Genomic DNA, 23,068 nt, shown 5'->3' with positions numbered 1-23,068 from the left:
TCCAGAAAGAAAATCGGGAGCACAGCATCGGGGGTCAGCTAAGCGCTTTGAATATGGGGTTCATGGAGCGCTTACGAAAAACCTAGAAAGCAGCCAACGACCTATCAACCGATTCAAGCTTGTGTGGGCATTAGGCATCGCACAAATCCTTGCTTGGAGTTCGACCTATTACCTGCCAGCAGTTCTTGCAACACCAATCACCAAAGAAACAGGATGGTCAGTTACGAGCGTAGTGATTGGATTATCTTGGGGACTGCTGGTCGCAGGAGCTTGCTCGCCCATGGTGGGACGATGGATCGATCAAAGTGGGGGACGCCCCGTGTTGGCAGCTAGCTCGTTATTTTTGGCGATGGGTATGCTGTTGATGGGCTTAGCCAGTCACTTGGCCGTTTATTACCTAGCATGGACGCTGATCGGCGCGGGCATGGCTGCTGGCCTTTATGACGCAGCGTTTTCGACTCTCGGACGACTACTTGGCGACCACGCACGTGCCTCGATGACTGGTCTAACCTTGCTAGGTGGGTTTGCCAGCACCTTAGGCTGGCCACTGATCGCAGGCCTAGAGCACCAGATCGGGTGGAGGTACAGTTGCTTTTCCTTAGCCGCAATGCACCTGGTAGTTGGACTACCAATCCATCTTCTGACAATTCCCAGCGAGAAAGACCCCCCAGCCGAATCTGCACCTCTTACAAGTCCCTCGTCCATTCCTAGGCTTTGTACGAAAAGTATTGCCGCATGCAACGTAGGCTGCAGGCCAAGGTGACCATGGCTGCAAAGCTCTTGGCCAGCTTGTCATAGCGAGTGCCGATCCTGCGATTTTCTTTCAGCCAGCCAAACATCCGCTCAATGATGTTCCGTTGCCGGTATTTGGGCCGGTCAAACAGTCGGGGCAAGCCAGGTCGAGGTTTGCGCGGCATAGCGCGCAATGGGATTACCGGCTGCATTCGGTAACGGTCGCAGTACTGGCGCAGGTGCTCGGCATCGTATCCCTTGTCAGCCAGCAACCACCGGCTACGTTTACGCGGTCGTCCTGGCTTGCCAGCAATTCTTACAGCATCCAGCAGCGGCTGAGCGTGGGAGACATCACTGGCTTGTCCTGGTGAAAGCCTGAAATGCAATGGCACGCCATTGGCATCGCACACCATGTGAATCTTGGTGGTCAGACCGCCTCGACTGCGCCCGAAGGCATGGTCTAACGGTTCTTCAGGCCCCCCTTTTTCCCGGCGCCTGAAGAGGCTCGGGTTGCTCGTACTGCGGTGGAGTCGATCATCCAGGTGTCCAAGTCGATCAGTCCTTCCCGGTTCAGCCGAATATGCAGACGCTCCAGTACTCGCTCGAATGTGCCGTCGTCGCGCCAGTCACGAAAACGCTGATACACCGTTGACCAAGGCCCAAAGCGTTCAGGCAGGTCGCGCCAGGGAGCGCCCGAGCACAGGATCCACAGAATTCCGTGGAGAACCTGACGATCATCGTTGCGAGGACGGCCCATTTTCTGTTCTGGAGAAACCAAATCCTTGATCAGCTCCCATGACGCATCAGAAAGCTCGTAACGCCTTGCCATACGGGCCTCCAACCGGTCATGGCGGCAATTTTAGCCACAACGACTTTTCGTACAAAACCTAATTCGCCCAGTCTAGGGGGCTATAGATCGCCAGTCATCAGTAGCTCTCTCAGTATGCTGAGATTTTTCCTGATTTCAGCTTCTACCTTTCCAGAATAATCAAGTGCCTCAAGCGTATTCTTTGTTTGGTTCATTGCCTCTGCTATTATATCAATGGCAGTTTTTCTTGATGCTGCCATATTTTCTAGAGTCTGCTCCCCTGCATCTAGCATTGTTACGATATCTTGTTTGCTTAACTTATCATAATTCACGTTACGGAGTTGCTCTAGTATTAACTCTTGATCCGACATATATGATCCTCTTTATTATTATCGATTTGTTGTTTGTGATAATATTAATTATTTCATTGTTCCAGAAAAAAACAGCTGGGATAGTGTATCATAAAAAATATATTTCGAGCGAATGGGGAAAGTCGGTCGAGCCATGCGCATAACCAATCCATGGCATTGGACGCACAGTATATCGTTACCGGTGGATAAATGAATTAACCGCTCAATCCACTAGGTTGCGACGACGCAATCAGTTCGTGGACGGTGCGGTTTATCTATTACCCCTCTAGATAAATGAGCAGGGACAAACTTCGCCACCCAAGATGGCACTTTTTCTACCGGCATGGGTTTCGCAATACCATAGCCTTGCGCTACATCACAACCTAGGTTCATCAGCAACACTCCGTGCTCAACCGTTTCCACCCCTTCAGCAATAACCTCGCGGTTAAACGATTTCGCTAGGCCGATGATCGCCTTAGTCAGCCCCAAGCTGTCTTTATCGATGAGTATGTCGCGTATAAAAGATTTGTCTATCTTGATTGACTGCGTGGGCAGTTGTTTAAGGTAGCTCAGCGATGAATACCCGGTTCCAAAGTCGTCCAACGAAAATGTCACACCCAGATCCTGGCAAGCAATGAGGCACTGAGTGACATGTGGTAAGTGTTCTATCACCACTGATTCGGTAATCTCAATATCCAACATCTGCGGCAAAATATTAGGGTGGCTGTCCAGCAAAAACTTTAGGGACTTTACAAAGTTTTCTTTTTTCAAATGTAATGCTGCAATGTTTACACTCACAGACCACGAATGACCCAAGTCCGCCCATTGTTCTATTTGACTGAGCGCCTGATCTATGACCCACTCGCCGATCTCCACGATCAGATCGCTCTGCTCAATCAACGGTATAAAATACTGCGGTAATATAAGTCCATCTCGCGGATGCTGCCAACGCAATAGTGCTTCAAAACCAATCACTGCCCCACTGCTCAAACTTATTTTTGGTTGATAATGCAAGCATAACTCACCATCATGTAACGCTTGGCGAACCCGTATTACGGTATCAAAAGCTGATTTATCCATCTTATCTTTTGATACATCAAACAAATGGAAACAGTTACGGCCACTTTGTTTGGCCTTATACATAGCCTGATCGGCATGACGTAGCAGTGTATCGGCATTCTCATTATCGTTTGGATAGAGCGTCACACCGATACTGGCGGAAATATTAATGCCTATGCCATCGATGATGTAGACGGCGGAAAGGGCAGCTAAAAGCCTCTGCAGGGCGCTTTCCAACACCTTGGGATCCCGCACACCCAAAATCAGCACGAACTCATCGCCTCCCAAACGGGCTACGGTATCTTCGATACGCATACTATGTTTCAGGCGATCAGCCACCGCCACTAACAGACGATCACCTATCTCGTGGCCATAGCGGTCGTTAATCTGCTTAAACCCATCGAGATCAAGCACGCCCACGGCAAGCGTGCTGGGCTGGCTCTTTGCTTTGACAATAGCCTGATCAAGCGCTTTGGACAGCAAAAAACGATTTGGAAGACCCGTCAGCTCGTCGTGCTCAGCCTGCCATTGCAAGGTTTCCAGAAACTTCCGCTTTTCGGTCACATCGAAACGAATGGAAACGTATTTCTGCACCCGCTGGCTGGCATCATCGTACATGGGTACAATGGTGCTCTCTACCCAATACAGGCTGCCATCCTTTTTACGGTTGCAAATTTCACCTTTCCATACCTGCCCACGTGAAACTTTTTTCCACATATCAATAAAGAACTCAGGGGGATGCTGCCCTGAGTTTAGTATGCGGTGGTTTTGCCCAATCAACTCCTGTGCGCTATAGCCAGAAATATCACAGAACTGTTCATTGACATAGGTGATTATTCCGGATTTATCGGTTTCCGAGAAAATAGCTGCCGCATCCACCGCTGCACGGTATCTTGCACTCATATATAAACCTAATTCACCAAAATAGTCATAAGGTCACTACCTGTTGAACCGTTCAACCAACGAGTTTAAACCACGGGATGTACTTTCAAGTTCGCGGCCACGAATCACGGCGGAGTTAGCATTCTTCGCTGTTCTCTCAACCGTTCCCGCTACGTTATTAATCTGCCGAGCAATATCTTCAGCGACACTAGCCTGCTCTTCTGAAGCGGCTGCCATTTGCTGGCTCATACCACTGATCCGTTCAACAGCATCGCGAATGCCTTGGAGAGCACACTGCGCCTCTATAACTTGCTGTACACCGTGGTCGGCCTCGCGAATACCGAGTTTGGCAATGCTCACAGCCTCATCTGCGCCTTTTTTAAGGGTTTCAATGACGTTTTGAATTTGTTGAGTCGATACGCGGGTTTTAGCGGCCAAGGCCCGGACTTCATCAGCTACTACCGCAAAACCACGACCCTGCTCACCAGCCCTAGCCGCTTCAATTGCAGCGTTGAGAGCGAGTAGGTTGGTTTGATCAGCAATGGCTTGAATCACCCCCGCAGCAGCCATAATTTGCTGGGTTTCATTGGCAAGGTAATCCACAGCAGTGCTGATATTCGTGACGGTACTGGCCAGCAACTGAATGGCCTCACGGGAAGTACCGGCGACTTTATCACCTTGTTCAGCCAGTTCATTTGCTGCTTGCGCTTCCATGGCGGTTTTTTGAACATGCCCTGCCACTTCGTTGATTGAGGCCGCCATCTCCGTCATGGCGGCTGCCGTCATGTCCGTTTCCGCTCGCTGCTCCAGCAAGGCATTTTCAGTTTGGTTCGAGAGTAAGGAGGAATGCGCAGCGGCTTCAGCCACTTGGCTGGCCAGATCGCTTAGCCGAGTCAGTGCGGTTTTAAGGCGTGCATCCTCACTAATCAATATCATTTCCAACTGCGCTGAAGGGCCATACGTATCGCTGTAAGTGATGGCGCTAATCGGATCTGAAAAAGCGTCAGGGGCGCATTTCATGATATGACTCAACTGATGTTCCAGCCGCGTATAGGACCACCATCCTGTAACGAGAAAGAGCACGGCAGTTACCGCTTGTGCTGCCAGGCTTGGCAGCACGCTAGCCGCACCTATTGCCAACGCAGCCGCAGTTGCAGGTAAGACCATCCTCCTCATGAATGCCGCATAATGACGATTTTGGGGAATGGAATTTTTACCTGCACGCAACCGGTCATACAGCTTTTGTGCGCGATCAATTTGCTCCCGAGTCGGCTTGACTCTAACGGACTCGTAGCCTGTTAAGCGGCCATCTTCGAGAATAGGTGTCACATACGCACTGACCCAATAGAAGTCACCATTCTTGCAGCGATTCTTGATGATACCCATCCAGCTTTTGCCAGCCTTCAGATAGCCCCACATCAGCCCGAAAACAGCTGGAGGCATGTCGGGATGACGAACCAAATTGTGCGGACTGCCCAACAACTCTTCACGAGAATAGCCACTTATTCTCATAAACTCGTCATTCACATAGGAAATATTCCCATTCGTATCCGTAGCAGAGATCAATCGCTGCTGGACTGGAAATATTTGTTCAACGGTTGTGACAGGCAGGTTCGAGCGCAAGATGAGTCTCCATGAGCAATAATGGCATTATGCCATAAGGCGTGACTAACGGGTCATGCGAAATAAAGGGAAATCACAGAGCACTGAGATGTTTGTACGCTAAGCCATGGTTCTCAGCTGCAACCATTATCTGACACTGGTGACTTCGGTTGAAGTCCCCCTGCCAGTGCGAATTAGGTTTTGTACGAAAAGTCGTTGTGGCTAAAATTGCCGCCATGACCGGTTGGAGGCCCGTATGGCAAGGCGTTACGAACTTTCTGATGCGTCATGGGAGCTGATCAAGGATTTGGTTTCTCCAGAACAGAAAATGGGCCGTCCTCGCAACGATGATCGTCAGGTTCTCCACGGAATTCTGTGGATCCTGTGCTCGGGCGCTCCCTGGCACGACCTGCCTGAACGCTTTGGGCCTTGGTCAACGGTGTATCAGCGTTTTCGTGACTGGCGCGACGACGGCACATTCGAGCGAGTACTGGAGCGTCTGCATATTCGGCTGAACCGGGAAGGACTGATCGACTTGGACACCTGGATGATCGACTCCACCGCAGTACGAGCAACCCGAGCCTCTTCAGGCGCCGGGAAAAAGGGGGGCCTGAAGAACCGTTAGACCATGCCTTGGGGCGCAGTCGAAGCGGTCTGACCACCAAGATTCACATGGTGTGCGATGCCAATGGCGTGCCATTGCATTTCAGGCTTTCACCAGGACAAGCCAGTGATGTCTCCCACGCTCAGCCGCTGCTGGATGCTGTAAGAATTGCTGGCAAGCCAGGACGACCGCGTAAACGTAGCCGGTGGTTGCTGGCTGACAAGGGATACGATGCCGAGCACCTGCGCCAGTACTGCGACCGTTACCGAATGCAGCCGGTAATCCCATTGCGCGCTATGCCGCGCAAACCTCGACCTGGCTTGCCCCGACTGTTTGACCGGCCCAAATACCGGCAACGGAACATCATTGAGCGGATGTTTGGCTGGCTGAAAGAAAATCGCAGGATCGGCACTCGCTATGACAAGCTGGCCAAGAGCTTTGCAGCCATGGTCACCTTGGCCTGCAGCCTACGTTGCATGCGGCAATACTTTTCGTACAAAGCCTAGTTCCAGCAAACTAACCAATCGCATATTCATCCTGCTGGCAGCGCTGCTGACATTCCAGTCGCTGGTTATTTCTTCCGTCTCAGTCCACCTACTTGATGTGCTAAAACTGCTTGGCATCGCAACTTCAACAGCACTGGCCATAGGAATGATGATTGGGCCATCTCAAGTCATGGCACGCCTTGCAGAGTTTTCGATTGGGCGAAACCTACACCCTACCTGGTCGGCTCGTATCGCCATCCTGCTATGCGGGGTGGGTATTGCGCTGCTGTTACCGGCCATCCCGTGGCTGGCCTTCGTAGCCTTGGCGCTTTACGGAGCAGGTAATGGAATTCTGACCATTGCTCGCGGAACATTACCCTTGGCTCTATTCGGCGCGGATGGCTACGGAGCACGTATGGGGCTGCTGGCTCGCCCGATGCTGATTGCCCAGGCTGTAGGCCCCATAGCAGCAGCACTTGCTCTAGAAAGATTTGGATCAATTCCGCTGTTAGTTGGAATGTGCATTCTAGTAGCAATAAGCTTTATTACGAGCCTTGCTCTCCCTGCCAAATGACTGGCTAAATGGGATTAGGCACGTATGCCGTGATCAAGCCGCATAATCTCGTCATGGATAATTGTGAATCCCATAGGTGTGCACAGCACCCTGCAGGGTGTCTGACGGCCTACACCTGCTACAGATCTTACAAGCCATCGCTGCGCCTTCTTTCGGCTTCCAAACACTTCAAGTGCGATTGAGAAGACCTGCTCGTAACGCGTCTGAAAACAGCGATGCCTAGCACTCCAGCAGCCAATCGGGGAGCGAACACATCGCCCGACAATCCTAAGCTCATTCATGCTTCACCCTCTGGTGATACTGGTCTGGTCGCCCCTCGTACTCTGTGCAGGGGGCATCCCGGCAGGGCCACCTCGTGGCGCGGCCCTTTAGCTCAGACGCAACGCTTACCATCGAATTGAAGATCTGCTCGCAGCTACCTATCACTCAGCACTGATCGTGCAAAGTGGGAAAGATTGGAAGCCCCGTCTCCATTCCTGCGCAACAGGTAACCCTTGATACCAACCTGGCCAGGCCCATCCCGATCACACCTTTCTGAGTCGCCAATCATGACGATCCGCCTCTGACCACTGAGCTCATTTTCTGGCCGGACATTAAGCAGATCGCAGGTGTGCTGATAGATGCCGGCTTGCGGTTTCATAACACCAATGCGATAGCTGAAACCATAGGCCCCAAGGTGCGGGAAAATCCTTTCCACTACGGGGCCGTAGGCCATTGCCAGGTTTGAACATACGGCCAGTCTCACCCCTGCAGCTTGCAGTAGCCCAACGGCCTCAACCGCGTCTGGATAAGGCTGAATGCTTGCCAGCTCTTCCTCCAAGCATTGATCAAGAAATGCGAGTTGGGAGGGCGAGATCTTGATACCAAAGGCCAGCGCAGCCTCGCTTAGAGAAAGGCAATGGGTCATGATCGTTCGGATGTCATCAGCGCGAGGCAAGCGGCCTTGGCGTCGCCCCTCTCGAAGCAACTGTCGAAACGGATGTGTCGGCTGCTGTATCTCTACCAGCGTTCCGAAGGCGTCAAAGATTACGGCACTGGTCTTCATCTGAGTTTCCTTCGCTGGTCACCGCCCGCAAGACAGCCAGCCACTCTAACGAGAATCAAGCTCAACAACCAAATAACCAATCTACCGAAGAGTAACGCCAAATTTTGAAAAATCATCCACCAGCGTTTTTCGACCCAGCATTTTCGGAAGCTTGAAGACGTTCCTGTACCCATACCACAAAAACATAGGAATAATGACAAGCCCAACTCCAAAGGTGGCCGTTGCAGCAATAATCCCAGCTGGAACCGCTGCTAGCGAAATAACCACACCCTTTACCAAAGTCGACCTTGCAATAATTCGCAGATCATCCAAGTCGCACTCAACTTTCCCACCAGCCTTCTCAAAAGCGACAACAATTATCGATTTCTTTGAGGCATGTTTATAGTACCAAGTTCGCGGAACATCAGTCGCCAAAGCACCATGCTTCGCAAGATACTTCAGCATCACAACCTCCTTGAAATAGAGCGTAGCGCCGTGTTCATCTTCATATCTAACACGTCGATAGAGAGCGTCTAGATCACCGCTCGCTTGAGCATCATAGTTCTTAACAGTCAATGTCAATTTCTTTAACTCGGACATGCTTCTTCCCTTAAACACACATTAACTATTAATGGATTAGATGACGGTGGGGCCTACTGAAGCAGGCTGAGACAGCGGCCTCGACGACGCGGGGGCACTCAAGCGGCGGCAGGCAATCGGCTGACCATGACGTAATGATCGTTGCCTGACACTGTCCGCAATAACGCCATGCCTTCGACCTCCGCTATCACCTCACTAGGGGGTGTGACAATTGTCATCCCATCAACCAGTTGCCCTGAAAGATCGCCATACACATACGCAACGAAACGATCGCCAACTTCAGCTGCATCTACCAGATACGCGTCCACTAGTGCACCCCAATCATGGGCCTGCGCAATCGCCAACTTAGCTGACACCAGACTGGGCAGTCGTATTCCGCCCTCAGCCGTCCAGTCCTGGGAATTCAGACAACTCATGGATTCTCCATCACGTTCGAATTTGAAACCTACTCACTTACTGAAAAAAGCTAAACGCCGGCAGCCCTGTCAGGCTTCATACACTGACAACTAGGTCTGGCCGAAAGCCAGTTTCTTCGGTGGGATAACCACGAGGATTACTCACAAACCGGACGCCATTAACAACCTCATCCACAGCTTCGTGGGTATGGCCAAAGATCCATAGATCGATCTTGAAATCCATCAGGCCATCCCAATTGTTTCCATAGGCTGCTCGCAAGTGAGGATCGGCTCCTTGGTCACTCACGAACTTCATAAGAGGCGGATGGTGAGTCACAACTACACGTTTACCGTTGAATGGCAGAGACAGCTGAGCCTCTAACCACTCCTTCGTCTCTCGATTTCTCGCGATCAGGTCGTCAGGGCGCAAACGCCGATACTGTTCACCGACACGGATAGCGCGAAAGTCATTCAGTGAGTCACGAGCACACCAAGAAGCAGCTACTGGGTCTCCGGTCGCGGCCAGGCTTGTCCAAGCCGTAGCACAGAAAAACTGCACATCACCGTACTCTAAAACCTGATTTTCCAAGACGTGGACGTGCGCCTCAGCAGCGTCAAGCAGCTTGCTGTGAGTTCGATCTATATTCCCGCTGTAGTGCTCATGATTGCCCATGGCGTAGACGACAGGCGTGCTGAAGGCCAGGCTGGCCCATCTGGCCCCCCTGGACTTCACGTGGATGTCGCCGGCTAATACGACCACGTCACAGTCCACCACAGGGGGGACGAAATCGGCGAACTCACAATGTAAATCAGACAGTATGTGAAGCTTCATCCCTAGCCTGCTGACGTCGACTTTCTAATAAATTGATCACTCCCTGGCCGGTCGCCCGGACGCGGCGAGGCTGTCATCTGTAGGCCCACGATAAACGATGGGCGCCATTATTGCCAGCTTTCGATATTTATCGACGCATGACGCTGTGGCCCTATTCTTCGTTTTGAGCGCTCAGCATGCAGAACGAGATAGCAGCAATAGTCCGAGCTCTGCGCGACCTTAGAGGATCGGCCCAGGAGGAGCTCGCCGAGATCAGTTCCCAAGCCAATCTGTCGCGATTGGAGCAAGGGAAAACGCAGGTCTCTTTGGTCAAGCTGAGCAAGATCGCGCGCACCCTAGATTTCGACCTCGTGGCTCTCGTCGCGCTATGCCAGGCTCTCCAGAATGGGTCATCACCTATCGATGTCATGGCGAAGGCTTCGCAGGATTTGGAGGGCTTCATAGCCCTGGGAGGCTTGCAGGGCCTGAAGAAGCACTGGGACGCAGGTGAAGGGCTGGTAAAGCGCACGCGAGGCAAACCCAGCAGCCCAGATCGAATCCGAGCTGTGCTAGAGCTCAAGGCCAGTGGCATGTCGAAGGCGGAGGTGAGTCGAGCGCTGGGTTTGCCTGAAGCGACTGTCAGGCGTTACTGGCTCAAAGAACTGCCTGGTTAGAAAGGGAGTCGTGGGGCACGAGCAAAGAAGCTCTCCACTTGTCCGATTCGATTTAGCGCGGCGGCAGATCCTTGAAGCGCAGCCTGGGATAGATCCGCCTTTCCTCAGCGCATTTGGAAATCTGGAAGAACGCTGACAGCAGTGCATCTTCCGAAGGGCAGTGGCGGGTCATCACCTCGAACTCGTTGTAATCGAAGGCTAGGACGCGGACACCAACCTCATCCATGAACTTCAAAATCATGGTGCTGTATTCATCGTAGTTGTCGATAAAAAACTCTCTGACCACGACAACTCCCACCAGGGGTCGTGCAGCAAGATCAATGTCCAAGGGCGTGCCGCCCACAAGCGCCAAGGCTGGATTGCCTTCTCGCTTGATCGTTGAAATAGCGCCACGTAGTTGCTGAAGACCGTTCTTCAACTGACTTGTAGCCTTCTTTCGCTTTCTCTCAAGCGTTGTGTTCAACGTCGCTGGGGTATTGGGACTGTCCTTCGCCTGCAGCAGTAAAGTCACTTCATCGCCCATTACCACTACGTCAGCCAGCTCCTCGCCATCGGAGACCTTCAAGGGGCCATGGATGATCCGCTCGGAGGTATATGCCCGCTGGAGCAGATAGATGATATCCAGTTCCTGAAACGTACCCGGCTCAGTGCGCTCCAACTGTGTATTGGAAAAGCCTTTGGAGCCTCGAAAGTCCTGGCGGGTCAGGTCGGTGATCAAATAGTCCGAGGGGAACAAATCCTCCCCTAGTAACACCGTTGCGGCACGAGCGTCGTCCTCATAGGTCGTGAGGCTGAACCACCTGTCCGCCTGCTCATACATCTTGGGCCAGTGATCTGCTCCAATTGGGCTGAGTGTACCGAGCTCCTTGCGGAGCTGACCAAGCTTCGCCTGGGCCTTACAACTGAACAGCTCACGGTTGTGCTCGTCGAAAAAGCACACACTGAACTCGTCAGGGAAGCTCTGCAGTGCCTCGGTGAGAGGGTCACCTGGGATGAGTGGGGTTTTGATCAATAGCGGGCTTTGTGGGTCATCAAAGCAGGCAGTGAGAAGCGTAAATCCCGTCGTTTCGTCTACCTTGTATGGCGCCAGGTAAAGCTTCAATTCGCGCCTTTGCTGAGCGGCCAGGATCAGCTCTTTCCCTGCCTTGATTACCAGCACGGAGCCCTCAGGGCCTTCAACGATCCATAATCCACGGGCTAATACAGCGATTTGCTGAAGCGATTGTGGCTTCATGATCGTGAGGTACATGTGAACTCCTTGGTGCCTGATTGCGTCCTGCATAACCTGAAGCCTACGCTGGAGGTCGCCCGAGAGATAGCCGCTCACTGGTATATCAAGATCGAAGTATTCACCTGGAGCAGGCCTGCCCGGCTATGCCTACCTGAAGGATGTGTTGACGCGCCTGCCTACGCAGCGAGCTAGTGAGATTGCCGAGCTGTTACCACACAGGTGGGTGACCGTTTAATCACGCAGGGTGTCTTGGACTTGTGCTTACCAAGCTTCTACATTTTGCGCCAGACCAAAGCAGGAATTGCTCGGATGTAAATTAGCTCGCTGACCAACTCAATCAGCGTTTGAGTGATAACTGCTGCCGCAGCGAGCCCTCTGATTTCTTCGGGCAAAGCCAGTGCCAGGGGCAGAACCACCAATGAATTTCGTGTCGAGCTACTGAACGCCACTGATCTTGCAGTGATGGCCGGCAATTTAAATGCCCGCGCAACCAGCGCACCGACCAGTGGTGCCAAGAGCATGAAACCGAGGTAGACGGGAATAACGGGCAGTAGCTTGTCCATGTCCCTGACCACTGCTGAGATCTGAGAGCCGACCACTACGACCAACACAGCCGCCATAGCTGGCACAGGCATCCAAGCCCATGCATTGTTCCAGCCCTCAACGACGCGTGACCTCTTTGCCCCGGCAGCTGTTGCTACTGCCAAGACCAAGGGTAAAGCGATCAGCACTACGAAGGCCTCAACAAATGGGCCGACCGATATAACCACCGCCGAGTCATTACCCACCATGAAGGCTAGATAGAGGGGCAGTAGCACAAGCTGAAGCAAGAGTAGTAATGGCGTTGCCGCCAGAGTCAGTTTGGAGTCGCCCTTACCGATATGGGTAAACACCACCACATAATCGATACAAGGCGTCAGCAAGACCAATAGTGCGCCCACCAAAATCGCCGGGTGGTCGGCTAGGCCCATCGTCAACGCCCAAACCAACAGGGGGATGGCGACGAAATTGGCGGTCAGCAGCGCGGTCATGAAACGCTTGTTTGCAAGCCCTTCGCGGAGATCCAGGAATGGGATCTGTAGAAACATGGCGTACATCAGCACAGCGATAGCTGGTGTCACCAACGCACCTAACGCTTGAGAGGCATCAGGTGCGAGCAGGCCTCCGATAGCCGCGACAATGACCGCGACGAAGTAAACGGGAATCTGGTTCTTCTCTAGCTGTTCTCTGTCCACGGAATGCCCTTAAAACGCGTGAAATCATTTTTCGATTGAGCAGGTTAATATCTGTAGCTACTACAGGTTCAAGAAAATGCTTGGGGAGTTTGGATGTCAGGAATCGGAGCGCTGTCGAAATCAACGGGTTGCCACATTGAAACGATTCGCTACTACGAGAAAATAGGCCTTCTCCCTCCGGCCCTACGGTCGACAGGGGGGCATCGAATCTATACCGAAAAGCATCGGTCACGACTCATCTTCATCCGGCAGAATCGTGAACTGGGCTTTCCACTCGACGATATCCGCGAACTCATTGCGCTCGCGGCAGATGCTGATCGTCCGTGTGCTGATGCGTTGTCGGTGGTCAAGAAGCACTTGGCAGAAGTGGAATCTAAGGTAGCTAAGCTCCAGCAGATCCGGATAGAGCTGCTCTCAATGGCAGGCACGTGTGAGTCAACATGCCTAGGCTCGAACACTCCAGACTGTACGATTGTTGAGTCACTGTTCGAACCCGCTGCTGGGGCTCGCTCTGGTTGCTGCTCCTAGACGAGTCAAGAGCATAGGGGGAGCAAGCTGCCATCGAAACCGAATAGCGCGATAGTCTCGACAGGGTGTTTCGAGCGTCCGTCTACACCAAGCGGGCTGGTGCAAGATGTGTTGGGCAGACGCTTGCAGGAGAGACGTCTAAAACGATGAGGCTAGGCCTAGACTTGCCATTCGACACCCGCATCCTGGCCAACCAAGATTGGCTAGCCAGGCATCGACTCAGTTAGATCGATACAGGAGCGGGGATATGAGGATGTGGGTCATAGCCCACAACCTCAAAGTCTTCAAATTTGTAGTCGTAGATGCTCTCTGGCTTACGCTTGAACACCAATTTTGGAAGAGGGCGCGGATCACGAGTCAGTTGCAGCTTAACTTGCTCAATATGGTTCAAGTAAATATGCGCATCACCCATGGTAACTACAACTTCGCCAACTCCCAAATCGCACTGCTGTGCGAGCATATGAGTTAGAAAACTAACTCCAGCCAAATTGTAGGGATTGCCAAGCAATAGGTCACTAGACCGAATATATAAGTGCGCGGACAACTTATTATTTGCCACATAGAATTGATAGAGCAGATGGCACGGTGGCAAAGCCATCTTCCCGTTCCGGGCATTCTCCTGAGGGCTCACAGACTCATCGGGAAGGTACTCGACGTTCCATCCGTGGAAGAGGATGCGACGGCTGTTCGGGTTCGTCTTGAGCGTGTTGATGACGTAGTCAATCTGATTGATGGTCTTGCCGTCCTGGGTAGGCCAGGCCGTCCACTGCTTGCCGTAGATCGGGCCGAGGTCACCGTCTTCAGTTGCCCACTCATCCCAGATGCTGACACCATGCTCCTTCAGCCATTTGGTATTCGTGTCACCATTCAGGAACCAGATCATCTCGTTGATGATGCTCTTGAAATGCAGCTTCTTGGTGGTGAGGAGCGGGAAGCCATCCTCCAGGTTGTGGCGGAATTGGCGACCAAAGACACTCAGCGTGCCGGTGCCGGTGCGATCGCCTTTCTCGACGCCATTCTCTAGCACGTCGGCCAGCAAATCGTGGTACATCTTCATTTCGGTTCCTCAAGGTTCGCGCTGACCAAATCCAGCGCGTCACGTAATTTCAGAATTTCGGCATCTTGCTCTTTGATCTTCCGGCGCAGCTCATCTGCGACCTGATTGAAATAGTCCCTAGACTCGCGGACAGTGTCCAATCTCTTCTTGAACGTGGCACAAGAGTTCTCAGATTCCTGATACCTATTGAACCAATAAAGCACTTCCAATCGACTCTTTTCAAGGCGTTGCATCAGAATCGTCTTAGGATCCTGCTTCTTCTCAGCCTTGACCCTCTGAGCAAGCACTGCAATGCGACGGTTGTCCTTGATCGCCTCAAGCCGCTGCGCCGGGAAGTCACGTTGCCGGATAGTGTTGCGATGAATGCCTGTGATGCGGCTCAGCTCCGCCATCGTCGGCTTCAGTTTCGGATCAGAGGCAATCTGCATAAGCCCCTGAGCCAGCAGCTCAGTGTTCCGGTCGTAGTCGAGCTTATTCTTGGCATCAAAGGCCTGGACTGTCATACCTCAACCTCCTCACCCAGATGTTCCAACACACCCTTGGCTTCCTCCATCGCCGCTCGCAATTCCTCCTCCGCGCCTGCTGAGTTCGGAGAGCTCAAGGCCAAGCTGTTCTGCACATAGATCTCCCGCCATTTAGGGGCATGAGCCTTTGTGACAACGGCGTTTTTGCACCGATTCGGATTGCAACGCAGCGATCCGATGCAGGGAAGAGACTCGTCAAATAGCTCGCGCTGACCGCCATAGCAGAAGCCTTGTCCCACATTGATGATCGCCATGCGCTTCTTGGCCATCTGGGCGATGATTTGCTCTTTGGTGTAGCCAGCCGCCATGTACCCGCTGAACACCTTCTTCATCCGCGCCTTGTGGCTCTCTGCATTGGGGCCGGCGTAGTTACCGTCAGGATCGCAGTAGCTCAGGATGTACTCCTCCTCCGCCATTTGTGTCGGCGCCTTACTAGAAGAACGCCCACCCTTGGACAAGATCTCAGCGATTGCTCCGTACCCAAGCGTCACCGCACTGAACGCCTTGTTCTGGCCAGCACTACCGATGAGGTCACCGAAATGCTTCAGCTGGTGAGAGATAAACGGAAGACCAAGCTCTGCCCTGGCCATCTGATAGGCCAGGGTGTGCCGCAACGTGTAAGGTGAGAACTCCAGGCTCTCGAACTCCTCGTCCGTCAGAATCTCCTCAAAAAACGTGCTGAACTGGCGAGTGATGCCGACGGAGGACATCGAGTTCGGTTCAGCCTCCTGATCGACGGTGTCCACACTGGAGAACAGGTAAGGGTTTTGCTTCACCTTAGCGATGAAGCAAGCAGCACGAATCGCGTCACGCACGATCGGAATCGCGATCCATTTGTCGTCGAACAGCTTGGCCAAGCCTTGGCGATGTTTGATCACGTTGCTGATCAGCAACCAGTAATCGCTCTCCTCCTCCATGCACGACTCAACCAGGATCTCTGAAAGCTCTGAAGGCCGCATGCCGGTGTACTGCGCCACAAGATAGCAGGCACTGTACGAGACGAAATTGATGTACCGACGAAACTCATCGTCCAATCTCGCACTGGTGAGCTTGACCAGGGTTTCAGGTGCCTTGAAATCATGCTGACCGATTTGCGACAGGTACTCAGGTCGAACCTCATCCAATGCTTCAGCCATCGCGTCGGACTCGTAGCCTTTCCTGCGGAGCCGCAGAGCCACGTAGAGATCGAAGTTATACCGCGACAGCTCCTGGGCCCTTGCCAACGAATAGCCACTGGCATTTTGGCGGGGCAGGGCAACCAGATCATCTACAGGCTCCCCTAGAGTGCTTAGGAAATCGACGACTGCGAACGACGCCTCGCGGGAAGCCTTCTCGAACACATCGTTCGGCAGAATACGGTATGTGCGCTCGGAATCAGGGACGTGCTTGAGTACCTTGGCCCAGGCCAGCGACTCCAGCTGAACGTACGGCAGTGGCTCTTCGAAAATCTGCTCCTCGAAAAATGGCGACCTGACCAAGGTAAAGAACTTCTTGAGATCAGGGCCAAAGGCGTAGGGATGAATGAGCGCTGCCTCCCGGTACATACCCGTGTCAAAGTACGTCAGACCATGGTGTGCAACCTCGAAGAACTCATCCGTCATCAGCTGACGCGCCTGCCCCGACATCGTATCCAGGAAGCTCAATCCAGCCTTCATGCATGAAATGGCGGTGTTGGCCTTGATGTTCCTTGGCGAGGCAAACGATCGGGTTGCCGCCGGCATCTTCAGCCAGCAATACAGGGCCACCTTGACCTCCAAGACCGCCGACTGATTGAGCAATGGATACGATTCAAAATTGAGCCGTAGCTTGGCTCCTTGGACGTTCCTGGCTGCGTTCGGATGATCGTCATTGAAGTCCCATACGGCGTCGCCCAAGACGGACGTCTTACTGACAGGCAACGCCATAAGCGCCTGGTACCAAGAGAGTGCTTCCAGCGACACAGGAGTCGGATCGGCGATGTTTCTGCGCAACTCAAGCAGCAGGGTGTGAGCAGCTGTACGCCACTGTTTGTACGCAGCGAGTTCAGGGATCAGAGCATGGTTCACAGCGTTACCCCCTCGGTCAAAATACTGACCTGCAGGTTTTCAGAGAGGCGCTCAGCCTTGGTCAACTCTTCTACGGAAAAGTCCGATGTCTCAGGATCTAGAAGGTTGTTCAGCACATCAAGGTTGTCCAGGATGACGGCTCCGTAAGGCGTATCGAGCACCCGGTTGACCTCAATCATTCTTTGGTAGTCGCGCCGCATGGCGAAGAGCTCCGGCAGGTGCGATACCGTGATGATGCTGTTGCTGCATGAAAGGCACTTGTTAAACAGCGTGCAGGGCTTGCTGGGGTCGTAGCTTGCCAAAGCCTTGATGAATGCTGGTGGATCAAAGACGTTCATGCAGGTCGCCAGGCCAGAACGCAGCGGCATAGCTTCAGGCGCGGACTCGATAGTCGTGGTCGGGATGAGCTTCGGGGCCTCCTCCAGCGTGTCTTGCTGCATTTCATGGAGAACCTTGTTCAGCATCCGGCGCGCCATGGGGTTGAAATCCATCTGATCCAGATAGGCCATGGTGGTGCTGAGGCTCTTATGTCCCAGGAGCACCTGAATCTCACGCGGAGAGACGCCGCGCTCGATCAGCTCGCTCACGAAACTTGGTCGGAAACGTGACGGTGATAGTTTGAGAGGATTGCCATCTTCGTCAAGCAGCCCGTGATCCTGAGAGAACTTATCCAGGGTCTTATTGAGCTGGTTGCCACCAGAGTTCTCAAAGGAATCTACAACACCGTATTTCCTGGGAGAGCTTGAACGGTAGATGAAGAGCTTGTTCTGAGCCTCGACAGGCGCATTCAAGCGGATCTCACGGGTCAGATGCTTCACATCGTCAAAGATTTTCTTGACCACACGGCCTTGAGACGTCGTCAGCCAAGAAATTTCCGCATGGAAAATATCGAGATGAAGCATCTTCGCGCCTTCAGAACGCTCTTTCCAATACAGCAAGCAAGGCCGATCGGTTAAGTCATGGCGTTCAATGAAATCATCCAGCTCCAGTCCAAGCAAAGAGTCAGCGTTCATGCCGGTGACCTGGGCAAGCCGAGCGATGTATGGCGCAATGACTCGACCATCGATCTGATACTGCACGCCCCAGCTTTTATAAACCTCGAAGATAGAAATTGACGAAGTCGAAATAATCGACATAAACGCCCGTTGATAGGGGTCGTTTTTATCTACGGATTCGAAGCTCAGGGGCTTGCAGTCGAGTTTGTTCTCAAAAATCCACCGCGCATTATCGAGAGTGTTAAAGCCTCGGCGTACTTTTCCGTCAGGGTTCAGCGGATTTTCCCCTACCTGGCTTGGAACGTAAGGCTGGGCCAAGCGATTGGTTTCCTCAATCTCTTGCTCAATGACTTTCGAGATTCGGTTTCGCACAGCCTGGGGATAAGGCTTGTACTGGTCAGTCTCACGTTCAGTATCAAACCCTGCAGCACCGACGAAACTGGTCAGCCCCAGGCCCTCAATCTGGATAGCGCGTGCCATCATTTTCCGAGCAGAGCTCATAAGGGTACTGCTGTGGCTGGTCGACAGTGAACGCTCAAGGATCTTGTCCTGGAGATATCCCCTGAGCTTAGGAAGGGAGTACGGCGTTACCAGCTCCCGGATATCCTCCTGGCCTGTGTAGTTGGCCTCCATGAGATAGGCTCGGAAGTATTTAAAAGCCTCGATGAAGTTGTTTTGACCAGACGTACTACTGCTCTTCATTGATGAAGCGCTGAATAGGTGCAGCAAGTGCTGGAAGGGATGCTCCGCTTCCGGGCTTGCGAGGTCAGACAGGCGATGGATGTGGACTGAGCGCAAAGCGCTGAAGACGTCTCGCAAAGATTTAGTGGGTTTGCTCTCTGTTTTCGAGGCAACCCGTTGCTCAACAGTTTGGTAGCTGGAATCAAGTACGCCGAGCTTTCGGAGGTCATCGACGATCTCCTCGAATGTCATCCTCACGAGTTCATATCTCGTCCTCGCGCCATTGAAGCCTGATAACTCAGGAATCTCGCTCAAGAAGCCTCGATCCTTGATGCTATTGCCAAACACCGGGATGGCCAACTTCTCCTCCATAGGCATGCCTTCATACCAAGCAAGCAACCTACGGCGCCAATCGCAAGCGTTCGACGAGTGACCTGGGACAATGATGCCTTCGGAGCGCATCGCATCGAAGATCGGCTCAAAGTATGAAGTGCGCTTAGAGATCGCCATTGGGCTGAGGTTGGTCTGTTCAATGACGTAGTTAGGGGCTACGGCCAAGTCCTCCCCCCTACTGAGGCATACCCTAAGCAACGATTCACGATCATCAGTGACGCGGGCCACAAACGATTCAATGACAGCATCTACCTGAGCGCTAGTCAGCCGACTCATTTCATATCTCCCGCATCAATTTTCAGGCGCGTCTGTTGGGAAAGCTTGGCCATCTCGCCTGCTTTCGTCTTGGTTTCAGTTCCGGGGCGTACGAGCTTCTGGTAGAGGTCGTATGGGATCTGGGTATAGGTTTCCGACGTGCTGAGGCGCGAGTGACCCAGCGTCTTTTGCACGGTCACTAGCCGGTCAAGGTAATCACTACCAATGTCTGGCGTCCTCAACAGGGCATAGGCGTTCCCGTGCCTCAACTTGTGGGGAGAGATCATCCTGTCGATTTTCAGCAGGTTCAGCGCTCGCTCGGATGTGCGCTCCAAGAGCTTGGAGATCGAGCGAGGGGTGTACTCACCCCCCTCCGCATTCAGGAAAGCAGGGGTGTTCTCAGCCCCCTTGAATTGACGCTTAGTCATTTTGTACAGCGGCGAAGCATGGTACTTCTTGATGCGCAGCAGCGTGGCGCGGCTGACCAACGTCTGACGGGGTTTGAAGGAGTCCGCAGGGCCTTTGCTTCCATCAATATGCAGCGGGCAGTAGTCCGCGTTCACCGGTTCTGAGACACCAGGCGAGATGAACAACGTGTCCTGGAATTGAAGGGCATCATCGATGGCTTTGAGGGTCACTCGCGGGACTTCTGAGCGGCGCACGCCTGCGTCGTACATGAACTGGAGCAAGCAACGCTCACGCTCACTCTGCGTGGCCAGGATGAGCTCTCTGAGATTATTCAGGGAACAGGCTACCACCAAGTTCTTGTTAGGACGGGGAGATAGGTACCCGGCAGTGTAAGGGTTAGGCGCGGTACGAGGCGCGGGTACGTCGTCCACTCCCCGGCATAGAGAATCGTTGAAAAACGCCATCAAAGACGAATCCCGGTTGCGCACCGTCGTCTTGGAAAGACCTTCTGCCTCGCGTAGGTGAGCGAAGTACTCCTCGATCACGTGGGTACGGATTTCCAAGAACGCTGAGTCACGCTCGCAATCACGGAACTCACGGCGGTTCATCAGGTACTCGCAGGTGTACCCGAGGTTGCGACCATAGGTGATGGCCGTCTGCTGGGATATATCGGCTTCCCGGAGCGCGTGGGATAGGTAGCCCGAAATCAAAGGCATTAGGCGCTCATCATCATCAAAGACGGCTGTCCCTATGACGTTCACGGCTTCCTGAATTGGGGATTCTTCAGATGGGTCGTCCCGCCTGGTTGGGGACTCTCTGAAATCTAGGGGGGTGCCCCTAACTGCGATGACCTTCACTGCTTCCGTTCTCCTCAAAGCGGCCCGTACTATACACAATGTGCATTTCGTACCGGGGCACAATAAATGAGCTTGGAAGTAAAGCCTTACTACGCAGCCATTGCGTACTGTGCAGGTTCTTCGAGGGGGTATAATAAAAACACATCCGAGCTGCGAATGTACAGCTGCATCGAAAGGTGCCCATCGTGAACGAAGGCCTGGTAGAGGACGTGACACGGAGGGAGTGCCTGGAGCCCGTTCCGAGCGTTCTCCTGCGGGCTCTTACGCTCGTCGGGAAGGTATTCGACGTTCCAGCCGTGAAAGAGGATACGACGGCTGTTCGGATTCGTCTTCAACGTCTCAACCATGTAATCAATCTGGTTGATGGTGCGACCGTCCTTTGTGGGCCAAGCAGTCCATTGCTGACCGTAAACCGGGCCTAGATCGCCCTCCTCGGTGGCCCACTCATCCCAGATGCGCACACCATTTTCGTTAAGCCACTTTATGTTCGTATCGCCGTTGAGCATCCAGATAAGCTCATTGGCAATGCTCTTAAAATGAAGCTTCTTTGTCGTCAGCAGCGGGAAGCCATCTGCGAGGTTGTGCCGAAACTGACGTGCGAACACTGCTTTGGTGCCCGTACCCGTCCGATCACCTTTGACCAATCCGTTGGTGATTACATCGGTCAGGAGATCTAGGTACGCTTTCATGATTGCCTCTGGTCTGCCGAGCGTCGGACGCGCGACTTATGAAAAAAAATGATGATACCGAAAAAAAAAGGGACGGTCTGTTTTAGGCCAGCAGTGAAAATGACACTAGACTTTGGTTGTCCACAAAATGGCACGGCGGCAGGGCCATCTCGTCAAGCTGGGCGCAGTTCCAGCCGTGGAACAGGATTCGGCGGCTGCCCGGATCATTGATGATGGTGTCGACACACTGACGCACCTGATCGATGGCCTTGTACAGCACCACGTAGGCCTGACCGTCTTCCTCACCTTCAGCAATCTGACGATAGCCCTGGCTCAGGCACAGCTCGATAGCGGCCACGTTGCTGCGGTCGACTTGCTTGTACGCAGGCCATTTGCGCCATTGCACGCCATAGATTTCGCCCAGATCGTCTTCGCCCTGACGAAACGGATTGGCCAGCCACTGAGCGTTTTCATTGGCGTTTTGGTCCCATACCTTACAACCCAGCGCACGAAAGTCCGCCGCGCTGTTGACGGGGCGCAAGAAACCGCACATCTCGCCAATGGCTGATTTGAAAGCCATACGGCGGGTGGTGATGGCCGGGAAGCCTTCCTTGAGGTCATAGCGCAACATAGCGCCGGGCAGACTGATGGTCTTCACACCGGTGCGGTTGGCTTGCAAGGTGCCATTTTTAATAACGTTGGCAACGAGGTCGAGATATTGCTTCATGGTTTTCCTACCGTTTGAATGCAGGGTTTTATAAACCCTGCCATTCGAATGTATTACGCCGCTTTTTGAGCCGCGGGGTCACGCTGGTAAGCCCACCAGATCAGGAACAGGCCACCCAAAATCATTGGTATGCAGAGAATTTGCCCCATCGTCACCCACCCAAACGCCAGATAGCCCAGCTGGGCATCGGGTACACGGACGAATTCGACGATAAAGCGGAAGATGCCGTAAAACAGCGCGAACATCCCGGAAACTGCCATGGTTGGACGCGGTTTGCGCGAATACAACCAAAGAATCAGGAACAACGCCACACCTTCCAGCGCGAACTGATAAAGCTGCGACGGGTGGCGCGCCAATTGTTGAGGGTCGGTCGGGAAAATCATCGCCCAGGGCACATCACTGGCTTTGCCCCATAACTCGGCGTTGATGAAGTTGCCGATACGCCCTGCGCCCAGACCGATGGGCACCACAGGAGCAATAAAGTCCATGATCTGGAAGAACGACTTGTTATTTCGTTTGCCAAACCACCAGGTGGCCAGCATCACGCCAATCAGGCCGCCGTGGAACGCCATACCGCCTTTCCACACTTCAAAAATAAGCAGCGGGTTGGCGATGTAAGCACTCAGGTCGTAGAACAGCACATACCCTAAACGACCGCCGACAATCACACCCATCGCCACCCAGAACACCAGGTCCGAGAGCTTTTCCTTGGTCCACGTGGGATCAAAACGATTAAGGCGGCGTGACAGGATCAGCCAGGCGGCGCCAATACCGATCAGGTACATCAAACCGTACCAATGGATTTTCAGCGGGCCGATGGCCAATGCCACCGGATCAATCTGCGGGTAAGGCAGCATTACGACT

Annotated in this window: 22 protein-coding genes and 4 pseudogenes; 6 read left to right on the top strand and 20 right to left on the bottom strand. The window is 53.1% G+C overall.

Annotated features, from left to right (window positions below; translation table 11 throughout):
- Positions 1 to 121 precede the first annotated feature (121 nt).
- On the top strand, positions 122 to 763 hold the full coding sequence (locus tag GHN86_RS19575; protein ID WP_323369996.1) for an MFS transporter: 642 nt from the start codon (positions 122 to 124) through the stop codon (positions 761 to 763).
- Here the strand turns inward: GHN86_RS19575 and GHN86_RS19570 are convergent.
- From GHN86_RS19570 to GHN86_RS24115, 5 genes and pseudogenes are all read right to left on the bottom strand, one after another.
- Positions 708 to 1,561, bottom strand: a protein-coding gene (locus tag GHN86_RS19570) for an IS5 family transposase (protein WP_085983057.1) whose coding sequence is annotated in 2 segments (ribosomal slippage) — positions 708 to 1,205 and positions 1,208 to 1,561 — 852 coding nt in all. Because the reading frame shifts where the segments join, the coding sequence is not laid out codon by codon here. The two genes, GHN86_RS19575 and GHN86_RS19570, sit on opposite strands and share 56 nt — an antisense overlap.
- 80 nt (positions 1,562 to 1,641) lie before the next feature.
- Complete coding sequence (locus tag GHN86_RS19565; RefSeq protein WP_003253606.1) at positions 1,642 to 1,911, bottom strand: hypothetical protein; 270 nt, start codon at positions 1,909 to 1,911, stop codon at positions 1,642 to 1,644.
- Between the two features lie 210 nt (positions 1,912 to 2,121).
- Positions 2,122 to 3,852, bottom strand: a complete 1,731-nt coding sequence (locus GHN86_RS19560; protein ID WP_153387161.1) for a putative bifunctional diguanylate cyclase/phosphodiesterase — start codon at positions 3,850 to 3,852, stop codon at positions 2,122 to 2,124.
- Positions 3,853 to 3,888: 36 nt separating this feature from the next.
- Positions 3,889 to 4,998, bottom strand: a complete 1,110-nt coding sequence (locus tag GHN86_RS19555) for a methyl-accepting chemotaxis protein (RefSeq protein ID WP_371105869.1) — start codon at positions 4,996 to 4,998, stop codon at positions 3,889 to 3,891.
- A gap of 177 nt (positions 4,999 to 5,175) precedes the next feature.
- Positions 5,176 to 5,343: pseudogene (locus GHN86_RS24115) on the bottom strand (PAS domain-containing protein); the annotation flags it as partial.
- 346 nt (positions 5,344 to 5,689) lie between these two features.
- Here GHN86_RS24115 and GHN86_RS19550 point away from each other — a divergent pair.
- A protein-coding gene (locus GHN86_RS19550) for an IS5 family transposase (RefSeq protein ID WP_153387159.1) occupies positions 5,690 to 6,543 on the top strand; the annotation gives its coding sequence in 2 pieces (ribosomal slippage) (positions 5,690 to 6,043 and positions 6,046 to 6,543; 852 coding nt in all).
- Positions 6,455 to 7,096: a hypothetical protein gene (locus GHN86_RS19545; RefSeq protein ID WP_177111994.1), complete on the top strand. Its 642-nt coding sequence runs from the start codon at positions 6,455 to 6,457 to the stop codon at positions 7,094 to 7,096. Before GHN86_RS19550 ends, GHN86_RS19545 begins: the two co-directional genes overlap by 89 nt.
- A 14-nt stretch (positions 7,097 to 7,110) precedes the next feature.
- Here the strand turns inward: GHN86_RS19545 and GHN86_RS24110 are convergent, their stop codons facing one another.
- From GHN86_RS24110 to GHN86_RS19520, 5 genes are all read right to left on the bottom strand, one after another.
- Entirely contained in the window at positions 7,111 to 7,377 is a 267-nt protein-coding gene (locus GHN86_RS24110) for an antitoxin Xre/MbcA/ParS toxin-binding domain-containing protein (RefSeq protein WP_076964232.1), read from the bottom strand.
- Positions 7,378 to 7,511: 134 nt separating this feature from the next.
- Positions 7,512 to 8,141, bottom strand: a complete 630-nt coding sequence (locus tag GHN86_RS19535; protein WP_033901918.1) for an HAD family hydrolase — start codon at positions 8,139 to 8,141, stop codon at positions 7,512 to 7,514.
- An 81-nt stretch (positions 8,142 to 8,222) separates the two neighbouring features.
- Entirely contained in the window at positions 8,223 to 8,720 is a 498-nt protein-coding gene (locus GHN86_RS19530) for a hypothetical protein (RefSeq protein ID WP_033901917.1), read from the bottom strand.
- A 98-nt stretch (positions 8,721 to 8,818) separates the two neighbouring features.
- Entirely contained in the window at positions 8,819 to 9,136 is a 318-nt protein-coding gene (locus GHN86_RS19525) for a hypothetical protein (RefSeq protein ID WP_033901845.1), read from the bottom strand.
- A 76-nt stretch (positions 9,137 to 9,212) separates the two neighbouring features.
- Positions 9,213 to 9,947 carry a metallophosphoesterase gene (locus tag GHN86_RS19520; RefSeq protein WP_033901844.1) on the bottom strand — a complete coding sequence of 245 codons (735 nt, stop codon included), beginning with the start codon at positions 9,945 to 9,947 and terminating at the stop codon, positions 9,213 to 9,215.
- 176 nt (positions 9,948 to 10,123) lie between these two features.
- Here GHN86_RS19520 and GHN86_RS19515 point away from each other — a divergent pair, with 176 nt between their 5' ends.
- Positions 10,124 to 10,600 (top strand): helix-turn-helix domain-containing protein, encoded by a 477-nt coding sequence (locus GHN86_RS19515; protein WP_033901843.1) that lies wholly within the window; start codon positions 10,124 to 10,126, stop codon positions 10,598 to 10,600.
- 52 nt (positions 10,601 to 10,652) lie between these two features.
- Here the strand turns inward: GHN86_RS19515 and GHN86_RS23735 are convergent, their stop codons facing one another.
- Positions 10,653 to 11,849, bottom strand: coding sequence for a hypothetical protein (locus GHN86_RS23735; protein WP_228386024.1), 1,197 nt, complete (start codon positions 11,847 to 11,849; stop codon positions 10,653 to 10,655).
- A gap of 124 nt (positions 11,850 to 11,973) precedes the next feature.
- Here GHN86_RS23735 and GHN86_RS19505 point away from each other — a divergent pair.
- Positions 11,974 to 12,066, top strand: a pseudogene (locus GHN86_RS19505) (transposase domain-containing protein); the annotation flags it as partial.
- A 37-nt stretch (positions 12,067 to 12,103) separates the two neighbouring features.
- On the opposite strand, the gene GHN86_RS19500 reads toward GHN86_RS19505, so the two are convergent.
- Positions 12,104 to 13,066, bottom strand: a complete 963-nt coding sequence (locus GHN86_RS19500) for an arsenic resistance protein (RefSeq protein ID WP_033901842.1) — start codon at positions 13,064 to 13,066, stop codon at positions 12,104 to 12,106.
- Between the two features lie 93 nt (positions 13,067 to 13,159).
- Between GHN86_RS19500 and GHN86_RS23915 the strand changes: the two genes are divergently transcribed.
- Positions 13,160 to 13,594 (top strand): MerR family transcriptional regulator, encoded by a 435-nt coding sequence (locus GHN86_RS23915; protein ID WP_078470575.1) that lies wholly within the window; start codon positions 13,160 to 13,162, stop codon positions 13,592 to 13,594.
- Positions 13,595 to 13,817: 223 nt separating this feature from the next.
- Here the strand turns inward: GHN86_RS23915 and GHN86_RS19490 are convergent, their stop codons facing one another.
- The 8 genes and pseudogenes from GHN86_RS19490 to lgt all read right to left on the bottom strand — a co-directional run bounded on the left by GHN86_RS19490 (position 13,818) and on the right by lgt (position 23,061).
- A complete protein-coding gene (locus tag GHN86_RS19490) occupies positions 13,818 to 14,651 on the bottom strand; it encodes a thymidylate synthase (RefSeq protein ID WP_033897590.1) in 834 nt (277 codons plus the stop codon).
- Positions 14,648 to 15,154 carry a hypothetical protein gene (locus GHN86_RS19485; RefSeq protein ID WP_033897589.1) on the bottom strand — a complete coding sequence of 169 codons (507 nt, stop codon included), beginning with the start codon at positions 15,152 to 15,154 and terminating at the stop codon, positions 14,648 to 14,650. The genes GHN86_RS19490 and GHN86_RS19485 overlap by 4 nt, the downstream gene beginning before the upstream one ends.
- A complete protein-coding gene (locus GHN86_RS19480) occupies positions 15,151 to 17,220 on the bottom strand; it encodes a tyrosine-type recombinase/integrase (protein ID WP_323369995.1) in 2,070 nt (689 codons plus the stop codon). Before GHN86_RS19480 ends, GHN86_RS19485 begins: the two co-directional genes overlap by 4 nt.
- A complete protein-coding gene (locus GHN86_RS19475) occupies positions 17,217 to 19,565 on the bottom strand; it encodes a site-specific integrase (protein WP_033897587.1) in 2,349 nt (782 codons plus the stop codon). Before GHN86_RS19475 ends, GHN86_RS19480 begins: the two co-directional genes overlap by 4 nt.
- Positions 19,562 to 20,809 (bottom strand): tyrosine-type recombinase/integrase, encoded by a 1,248-nt coding sequence (locus tag GHN86_RS19470; RefSeq protein WP_194286558.1) that lies wholly within the window; start codon positions 20,807 to 20,809, stop codon positions 19,562 to 19,564. The genes GHN86_RS19475 and GHN86_RS19470 overlap by 4 nt, the downstream gene beginning before the upstream one ends.
- A gap of 110 nt (positions 20,810 to 20,919) precedes the next feature.
- Positions 20,920 to 21,498, bottom strand: a pseudogene (gene thyA, locus GHN86_RS19465) (thymidylate synthase); the annotation flags it as partial.
- 121 nt (positions 21,499 to 21,619) lie between these two features.
- Positions 21,620 to 22,204, bottom strand: a pseudogene (locus tag GHN86_RS19460) (thymidylate synthase); the annotation flags it as partial.
- 53 nt (positions 22,205 to 22,257) lie between these two features.
- Complete coding sequence (gene lgt, locus GHN86_RS19455; RefSeq protein ID WP_153377481.1) at positions 22,258 to 23,061, bottom strand: prolipoprotein diacylglyceryl transferase; 804 nt, start codon at positions 23,059 to 23,061, stop codon at positions 22,258 to 22,260.
- Positions 23,062 to 23,068: the final 7 nt, after the last annotated feature.

The sequence above is a fragment of the Pseudomonas helleri genome (assembly GCF_009600315.1).
Taxonomy (GTDB): Bacteria; Pseudomonadota; Gammaproteobacteria; order Pseudomonadales; family Pseudomonadaceae; genus Aquipseudomonas; species Aquipseudomonas helleri_A.
The sequence above is the reverse complement of the archived record's forward strand: the minus strand, read 5'-3'. Positions and strand labels throughout refer to the sequence as shown.